Here is a 6919-nt window from a genome sequence, read left to right as displayed (position 1 = left end):
CTGAGTCCAGCTAATCCTTTACAAACAGCTGGTTAGACGAATTTCCGGAATTTTCGGCGGTTCCGGCTTACACCCCCTACCTGTCGCCGGCATGCTCATCGACTGCGGCGATGGCGATTATCGTGACGTGCAGAAGGTCTACTGGTGCGCCACCGAACCCGACGAGATTGAGGTGTTCTTCAAGGACGAGACGGCACGCAACCTCGACTACTGGACACGGGGCGGCTGGCAAACCAACGACCTCGCCCCGCCCGCTCCATCGTCGAAAGTCAGAAAGGATGCGGCCCGCGCACCCCTCAAAGGAGCTAACCAATGAACGAAGCGCGAGTTGAAACCCGCGACGGCTGCACACTGGTGTTCGGCCCTCTCGGTTTGCGTCAGCTTGGCAAACTAACGATGGCTGGTGCATCGGAGGATGTACTTTCGGCCGATCTGGCACATCTGGTGGACGCCACGTTTGCCTTTGGCTCTCAGGCCGCTGTCGACGCGCTGGCTGCGCGCGTGCGCGCAGAGAAGCTGGCGGCCCCTCGCCCACCGGAGCTGGCTGGCCTGGAGCCTGCGGCGCAGGACTGGGTAGTCGCCGGCGAATTCGGCCTATCGGCCGCGGCGATCTTCACGCGGATGACGGGGATGAAACTCCGTTGCCACTACGCACTGCCGGCCGATGCCATGCCAACCGCCTTCCCGCATGACACAGCTGACTTCCGCCGGTGCCGCCTGCTACTGGAAGCGGTGCCTTCCTTTGCTCCGCGCTTCGTCGAGGTCATGACCGTGGCTTCGCCCACGTGGGCCATGCTGGTCAATCTGTGGCCGACACTCTGCAGCACCATGGATAGGGAATGCCCGGACTGGCGCTCGCCCTCAGAACATGCAGCCTGCCACGAAACCTACAAGCAGCTGCGAGAGGTGCTCCAACACGCGGCGGGAGAGACGGCATGGGTATAACCCGTCATGAATTCATGCCGCTCGATCAAGCGCTCGAACTGGTCGATCACGTAAGCCCAGCACCTGAATCAGCTCACCAGGCGCTCCTTGCCATGCGTGAGCACATCCGTTGGCTGGAGCTGATGGCTCACCTGCAATCGCAGGCCCGTCGCGATGCCGTTGAGTCGATCGTTCGCGCGGCCTGTGAAACTGACCCGGCCGAGCCGGGTAAGCCCGACACGATCTGTATCGGTGTTGAGGATCTCAAGACCATCGTGGGGCGGTACATCGTTCCTGATGAAGCGGTGAAGCAGCCAGCGCTTCTTCCGATTCCCATGATCCTGTTCTGCCCGGAGTGTTCAACGCGGCATGTGGATGCCCCCGATCACCGCACTCACCACTGGTCGGTCGGCGATCGCGCGTTGACTCCCTTCGGTGTCGGCACGATTTCGAGGGTTAGCAGCGGGACTGGCTTCACCGAGTATTTGGGGTTTGGGGAGCAATGGAACGGAAAACCGGGATAAGAACGAAAAGTCTTTACGGATCATAGTATTTCGTATTGACTCCGCTCTCATTTTTGCTTGGATTGACGGCGTTTGTGGGCCACAGTCAACTGATTCTCTGCGGCCACTGCGCGGGCTTCCGCTGATTGAAGCGCCGAAGTCAGGCCACTGACCTGTCCTCGCGTGGCAGCCAGCTCCAAGGCGAGTTGGTCACGCTCGCCGGTGACGCTGGCCATCGCCGCCAAGCGCGCTTCGCCATCGGCCAATTCTCGACGAATGCGCGCCATGTCCAGTCGCAATTCCGTGAGGCTGGTCTGCTGGTCTTCGCTACGTTGCCGCAGCTTGGCCAATTGCTGCTCTGCATGACGCTGTCCTTCCCGTGCTGCATCGGTTTCTTGCAGCATTCGGGCTTGAGCGGCCTCTACTCGCTCGTTGGCTTTGTCCCGTTCCACCTGAAAGGCAGCATCGCGGGCTGCAATGGTCGCCTGGAATTCGGTGGTCAATCGGTCGTGAGCATGCCGTGCAGTCTCTTGTTGCTGAGCCATGTCGGTGCGAACGGCCTCCATCTCGTGCTGCAAGGCTTGGACCTGGCTAAGCGCTTCGCGCTTGGCTTCGATTTCCCGACCGAGCTGCTGCTGCAGCTCGGCACTCTGCGCACGGAGTTGGCTGATTTCCTGTTGTAGCAGTTGCACCGTGGCGTGGGCGGTGTCTCGTTCGGCGGTGGTGTCGTCGTGCGCACGCTGTAGCGCCGCTAGGTCCGATTCCATAGCTTGGCGTTGCTCGCCGAAGAGCTGCTCCCCCTGTTCCACGGCCGCCACCCAGAGTGAGCGCATCGCATCCGCGATCACCGGCGGTAGATCGGCGCCGAGGGCATCGGCCTTGGCCCGCTCATCCTTCCACAGCTTCAGTTCGTCGTTGATGGTGGTTCGGCTGCCTTGCTGGATGGCGGCGTAGATCAGGTCGACGGTGAGCTCGTGGGGGCGTCTCCCGTCCGCGACCAAGGCGGCGGCGGCTTCACGGGTGCGTTGACGGGTATCGCTGACTCGGCTCATGGCTGCTCCAGTCGCTCGGAGGGTCAAATTTGCAGAACTCTCAGTGTGTATATCACAGTATTACGTTATATATGTAACGATTAATCTAAGAAATTTACGATAACTCCCATAATCGAAAGTTGTTTGGCAGTACCCTGCGTTTCCCGTGGTGTCGGACATCGGAAAGCATGACTGAGCCTGCAGTGACCCTTCTAGCGTTGCCCCAAGCCTTGCCGCCCGCCCTGTCGGGATGCGCTGGAACCAACCGCGCCCCGGCCAGCGTGGCGCGGCAGATCGCCGCCAACGACGACGTGGCCGCGATCGGTCTGTGGCTGGCGGAATATCACGACTCGCCGCACACCTTCCGCAGCTACCGCAAAGAGGCCGAGCGGTTGCTGCTCTGGGCCACGCAAGTGCGTGGCAAGCCGGTATCCAGCCTGACGCGGGAGGATGTGATCGCTTATGAGGCGTTTCTTGCCCAGCCACCGGCGGCCTGGTGCGACGTCGGTCTCGCCCGTCGCGGTGAGCATCGGCGACTGTTCGTCGGGCCGTTGGCCGAGCGTAGCCGCCGCCAGGCCTTGGGCATCCTGGCGGGACTGTTCAATTACCTCGTGCGTGCGGGCTATCTCGCGGGCAGTCCCTTCGTGCTGCAGCGCCGCCGGGCTCGCCGCGGCACCCGACGCACGATCGAACGGTATCTGGACCGCGCCCTCTGGGAAGAGGTGCTCCGCGTCGTCGACGGCTGGTCGCAAAGCACCGCACGGGAACGGCAGCGCTACGAACGCGCTCGCTGGGTGCTTCGTTTTCTCTATGAGACTGCGCTGCGGGCTGCCGAAGCGGCGGCCGCCGGCGAAGGTGATTTCCAACATATTCGGGGGCGGTGGTGGCTGCATACCGTGGGGAAAGGTGGCGTCGAAGGCACCATTCCCTTGGGCGATGGTCTCATGGACGACTTCGCACGCTATCGGCGCTTCCACGGACTGCCCGCATTGCCTTCGGGCGACGGCAACATCCCGGCCATTCTTGGCATCGCTGGACGATCGTCCCCGCTGACACCCACGGCGGTCTACCAGATCGTCAAAGACACCTTCCGGCGCGTGGCCGAGACGCTGCAACGGCAGGATGAGGTCAAGGCTGCACGAGTGCGTCGCGCATCGACGCATTGGTTGCGACATACAGCCGCCACGCACCAGGCCGAGGACGGCACACCCATCCATCACATTCAGCAGAACCTCCGCCACAGTTCCATCGGCACGACGTCGATCTACGTTCATGCGGAAGAAGATGCGCGCCATGCCAGCACCACCAGAACACGCATCGGGGCCGCGGTGCCTCACGGAGACGTGCCATGACTGACCCCGGCGATCGCTTTGGCATGCCGGCGAGCGCATTCCAGGCTGCCCGGGAAAGCCACGGTTTGGATAGCCCGGTTTTTCGGATGGGCATGTACGTATCTACCCGCCAAGAGGTGGCGACGTTGCCTGCCACCCAGCTCTTGCCGATCGTGATCGACTGGATGTGGGAAAGCCCGTCGGAGTTGATTCCGAATAGCGATCAGATTGCGCAACTGCGGGCCATACTTCTGGCACGAGCTGACGCCGCCGAGCCCGAGATACGCGAACTCGTCGTGGCCTGTGAGGAGTATTTGAAGGTGTAACCACCTTGCCTGAAGCAAAGTGGACGTTCGGCCGCAATTTCAACGTCCGTACACACGATGGGGCGCACGCTACCACTGTTGCGTCTGGCAACGCTTCATTGGAGCAGCCATATGATCACTTCACGCAAATCATTACTTTCGACGCTTGGCTCCCTGGCGCTCGCGTTGGCCTTCAATGGCGTCGCCTTGGCCCAAAGCAGCACGCCCACGAGCGGCATGGACAAGATGGGTGCGATGCACTCGGACATGAAAGGCATGCACCACAACATGATGGGCATGCACATGATGCCGGCGACCGTGACGGCAGCGGATGCGAAGACCGGCGTGGTCGAGGTGACCACCGAAGGCATGGCCCTGAAGGTGCATTTCCCACCGTCCGCCATGGCTGGCCTGAAAGCCGGCGACAAAATCACCTTGCACATGGGTTTCAGCAAGCCGTGAATCCCCTTGAACCCACCTCCAGAGTTGAGAGGGCCAGATCGCCCGAGTAAGCTCAACCAATGAGATTTTCGTTGCGTCAACTTGCGCGTTCACGTCGCCTCCGGGCGATGAGCGTGTTGGCGTGGCTGATGCTCGTGATCCAATCCGTGGCGGCCGCTCCCATGAGCATGCCGATGGCATCGCATGCCCAGGCCGAGCATGCGATGGTCGCCGCGGCCGCAGCACACGGCATGCATTGCCATCACGCGGCAACGTCCACAGCGCCTGATTCCTGCTGCCATCACTCGGCGAACTGCTGCGATGGTGCGGTTGGCCAGTGCGCCTGTGCCGCGATGTGTGCCACGGCGCTTCTGTCGAGGGCGGCATTGATGCCGGCTTCGATGGCATTGACGGCAACCTACGCGATGCCCTCGGGCATGACCGCCCCTTCGGGGACGAACGCGCCCCCGCTCCGACCGCCGGCGGTCTGACTCTCCCCTCGTTTCGATGAGCATGGCTCACGACGGTCGCGTGTCGACCCTCGTAGCCATCGGCTGTGATCGGCATCACCACGAGGATGCCGCCTGCCTTGGAGAGGCCCCCATGAAAATCCTTCCCCCGCCCGCGATGGACTTGTCGCGGCGTCGTTTCGTCCAGGGTGTCGCCTTCGGTGGCACCATCGCCGCCCTCGGCCTGTTGCGCCCGTCAAAAGCCTGGGCGCTGAACACTGCGGGGCAACCTGCCATCCTCAGCGGCACCGACTTTGCGCTCGACATCGCCGAGACGCCGGTGAACTACACCGGGCGCCCGCGCCTGGCCACCACCGTCAATGGCGGCGTTCCGGGGCCGACCCTGCGCTGGAAGGAAGGCACCACCGTCACGATGCGCGTGACCAACCGGTTGCGGGTGCCCACGTCCATTCACTGGCACGGCATCATCGTGCCGTTCCAAGAGGACGGCGTGCCGGGCATCAGCTTCCCCGGCATCGCGCCGGGCGAAACCTTCACCTACCGCTTCCCGGTGCGCCAGAGCGGCACCTACTGGTACCACTCGCACTCGGGATTCCAGGAACAGACGGGACTGTACGGTTCGCTGGTGATCGAGCCGGCCGGACCGGAGCGCCACCCAAGCGATCGCGATTACGTGGTGATGCTCAACGACTGGACGGACCAGAACCCCGAGCACATCCTCGCCACGCTGAAGCGCCAGAGCGATTACTACAACTTCGCGCAGCCCACTGCGCCCGAATTCTTCCGCGACGTGCGCGAACAGGGCCTGCGTCAGGCACTGGCCGAACGCAAGATGTGGAATCAGATGCGCATGAACTCCACCGATCTCAGCGACGTCTCAGGCTACACCTATACCTACCTGATGAACGGCGCCGCGCCGGCCGGCAACTGGACCGGCCTGTTCAAGCCCGGCGAGAAGATCCGACTGCGCTTCATCAACGGTTCGTCGATGACGATCTTCGACGTGCGCATTCCGGGCCTGAAGATGACCGTGGTCAGCGCCGATGGCCAGGATGTGGCACCGGTGCCGGTCGACGAGTTCCGCATTTCGGTGGCGGAGACCTACGACGTGATCGTCGAGCCGCAGGAAGACCGGGCGTTCACGATCTTCGCCCAGTCGATCGACCGCACCGGCTACGCGCGCGGCACCTTGGCGCCGCGGCCCGGCATGGAAGCGGCGGTGCCAGCGATGGATCCGCGCATGCCCGTGAGCATGGTGGACATGATGGGTGCCATGGCCCAGGGCGGCGGCCACGGTGGCATGTCTGGGATAGCGGGCATGGCCGGGATGCAGGACATGCCCGGCATGGACATGAGCGGGATGGCCACACCGGCCGCCCCCGCGGTGCATCACGCCCGCACCGAATATCACAACCCGGGCGTCGACATGCACGTGGACATGCCGCGCACCAACCTCGATGACCCGGGTACCGGCCTGCGCGACAACGGCCGTCGCGTGCTCACCTATGCCGACCTGCACACGATTGGCGGCTCCATCGACCCCCGCGAACCGACCCGCGAGATCGAGCTGCACCTCACCGGCAACATGGAGCGCTACATGTGGTCGTTCGACGGCGTGAAGTTCTCCGATGCCAAGCCGGTCCATTTCCGCAGCGGCGAGCGGCTGCGCCTGGTGCTGGTCAACGACACCATGATGAATCACCCGATCCACCTGCACGGTATGTGGAGCGAGCTGGAGAACCCGGACGGCCAATTCCAGGTGCGCAAGCACACCATCAACGTGCAACCCGCGCAGCGCATCGCCTACGGGGTGAGCGCGGACAACCTCGGCCGCTGGGCCTACCACTGCCACATGCTGTATCACATGGAAGCGGGCATGTTCCGCGAGGTGGTGGTGTCATGAGCCCGACCTCG

Annotated in this window: 8 protein-coding genes; 7 read left to right on the top strand and 1 reads right to left on the bottom strand. The window is 63.2% G+C overall.

What is annotated here, in order from left to right; all coding sequences use genetic code 11:
• Window positions 1-91 precede the first annotated feature (91 nt).
• From AB7849_RS19005 to AB7849_RS18995, 3 genes are read left to right on the top strand one after another with little or no spacing between them, the layout of a single operon-like run.
• Window positions 92-316: a hypothetical protein gene (locus tag AB7849_RS19005; RefSeq protein ID WP_369501532.1), complete on the top strand. Its 225-nt coding sequence runs from the start codon at window positions 92-94 to the stop codon at window positions 314-316.
• The gene (locus tag AB7849_RS19000; RefSeq protein ID WP_369501531.1) at window positions 313-945 is read left to right on the top strand and encodes a hypothetical protein; all 633 of its coding nucleotides are present in this window, start codon (window positions 313-315) and stop codon (window positions 943-945) included. Before AB7849_RS19005 ends, AB7849_RS19000 begins: the two co-directional genes overlap by 4 nt.
• Window positions 936-1448, top strand: coding sequence for a hypothetical protein (locus AB7849_RS18995; RefSeq protein ID WP_369501530.1), 513 nt, complete (start codon window positions 936-938; stop codon window positions 1446-1448). The genes AB7849_RS19000 and AB7849_RS18995 overlap by 10 nt, the downstream gene beginning before the upstream one ends.
• A 47-nt stretch (window positions 1449-1495) precedes the next feature.
• Here AB7849_RS18995 and AB7849_RS18990 read toward each other — a convergent pair whose 3' ends face one another.
• Window positions 1496-2479, bottom strand: coding sequence for a DNA-binding protein (locus AB7849_RS18990; RefSeq protein ID WP_369495689.1), 984 nt, complete (start codon window positions 2477-2479; stop codon window positions 1496-1498).
• Window positions 2480-2646: 167 nt separating this feature from the next.
• On the opposite strand from AB7849_RS18990, the gene AB7849_RS18985 reads away from it, so the two are divergent.
• The 4 genes from AB7849_RS18985 (at window position 2647) to AB7849_RS18970 (ending at window position 6908) form a co-directional block, all read left to right on the top strand.
• Window positions 2647-3810 (top strand): tyrosine-type recombinase/integrase, encoded by a 1164-nt coding sequence (locus tag AB7849_RS18985; RefSeq protein WP_037101598.1) that lies wholly within the window; start codon window positions 2647-2649, stop codon window positions 3808-3810.
• Window positions 3807-4115 (top strand): hypothetical protein, encoded by a 309-nt coding sequence (locus tag AB7849_RS18980; RefSeq protein ID WP_008214621.1) that lies wholly within the window; start codon window positions 3807-3809, stop codon window positions 4113-4115. The genes AB7849_RS18985 and AB7849_RS18980 overlap by 4 nt, the downstream gene beginning before the upstream one ends.
• A 111-nt stretch (window positions 4116-4226) precedes the next feature.
• Window positions 4227-4556, top strand: a complete 330-nt coding sequence (locus tag AB7849_RS18975) for a hypothetical protein (protein ID WP_008214623.1) — start codon at window positions 4227-4229, stop codon at window positions 4554-4556.
• 582 nt (window positions 4557-5138) lie between these two features.
• The gene (locus AB7849_RS18970; RefSeq protein WP_037101601.1) at window positions 5139-6908 is read left to right on the top strand and encodes a copper resistance system multicopper oxidase; all 1770 of its coding nucleotides are present in this window, start codon (window positions 5139-5141) and stop codon (window positions 6906-6908) included.
• Window positions 6909-6919 lie beyond the last annotated feature (11 nt).

Source organism: Rhodanobacter sp. FW021-MT20 (assembly GCF_041107475.1).
GTDB classification, from domain to species: Bacteria; Pseudomonadota; Gammaproteobacteria; order Xanthomonadales; family Rhodanobacteraceae; genus Rhodanobacter_A; species Rhodanobacter_A glycinis.
Note: the sequence above shows the minus strand (reverse complement) of the source record. Positions and strands in the feature narration are given on the sequence as shown.

Excerpts from the sequence above, each read along its gene's own strand:
- AB7849_RS19005 (WP_369501532.1), top strand. The coding sequence starts at position 92 with ATGCTCATCGACTGCGGCGATGGCGATTATCGTGACGTGCAGAAGGTC.
- AB7849_RS19000 (WP_369501531.1), top strand. The coding sequence starts at position 313 with ATGAACGAAGCGCGAGTTGAAACCCGCGACGGCTGCACACTGGTGTTC.
- AB7849_RS18995 (WP_369501530.1), top strand. The coding sequence starts at position 936 with ATGGGTATAACCCGTCATGAATTCATGCCGCTCGATCAAGCGCTCGAA.
- AB7849_RS18990 (WP_369495689.1), bottom strand. The coding sequence starts at position 2,479 with ATGAGCCGAGTCAGCGATACCCGTCAACGCACCCGTGAAGCCGCCGCC.
- AB7849_RS18985 (WP_037101598.1), top strand. The coding sequence starts at position 2,647 with ATGACTGAGCCTGCAGTGACCCTTCTAGCGTTGCCCCAAGCCTTGCCG.
- AB7849_RS18980 (WP_008214621.1), top strand. The coding sequence starts at position 3,807 with ATGACTGACCCCGGCGATCGCTTTGGCATGCCGGCGAGCGCATTCCAG.
- AB7849_RS18975 (WP_008214623.1), top strand. The coding sequence starts at position 4,227 with ATGATCACTTCACGCAAATCATTACTTTCGACGCTTGGCTCCCTGGCG.
- AB7849_RS18970 (WP_037101601.1), top strand. The coding sequence starts at position 5,139 with ATGAAAATCCTTCCCCCGCCCGCGATGGACTTGTCGCGGCGTCGTTTC.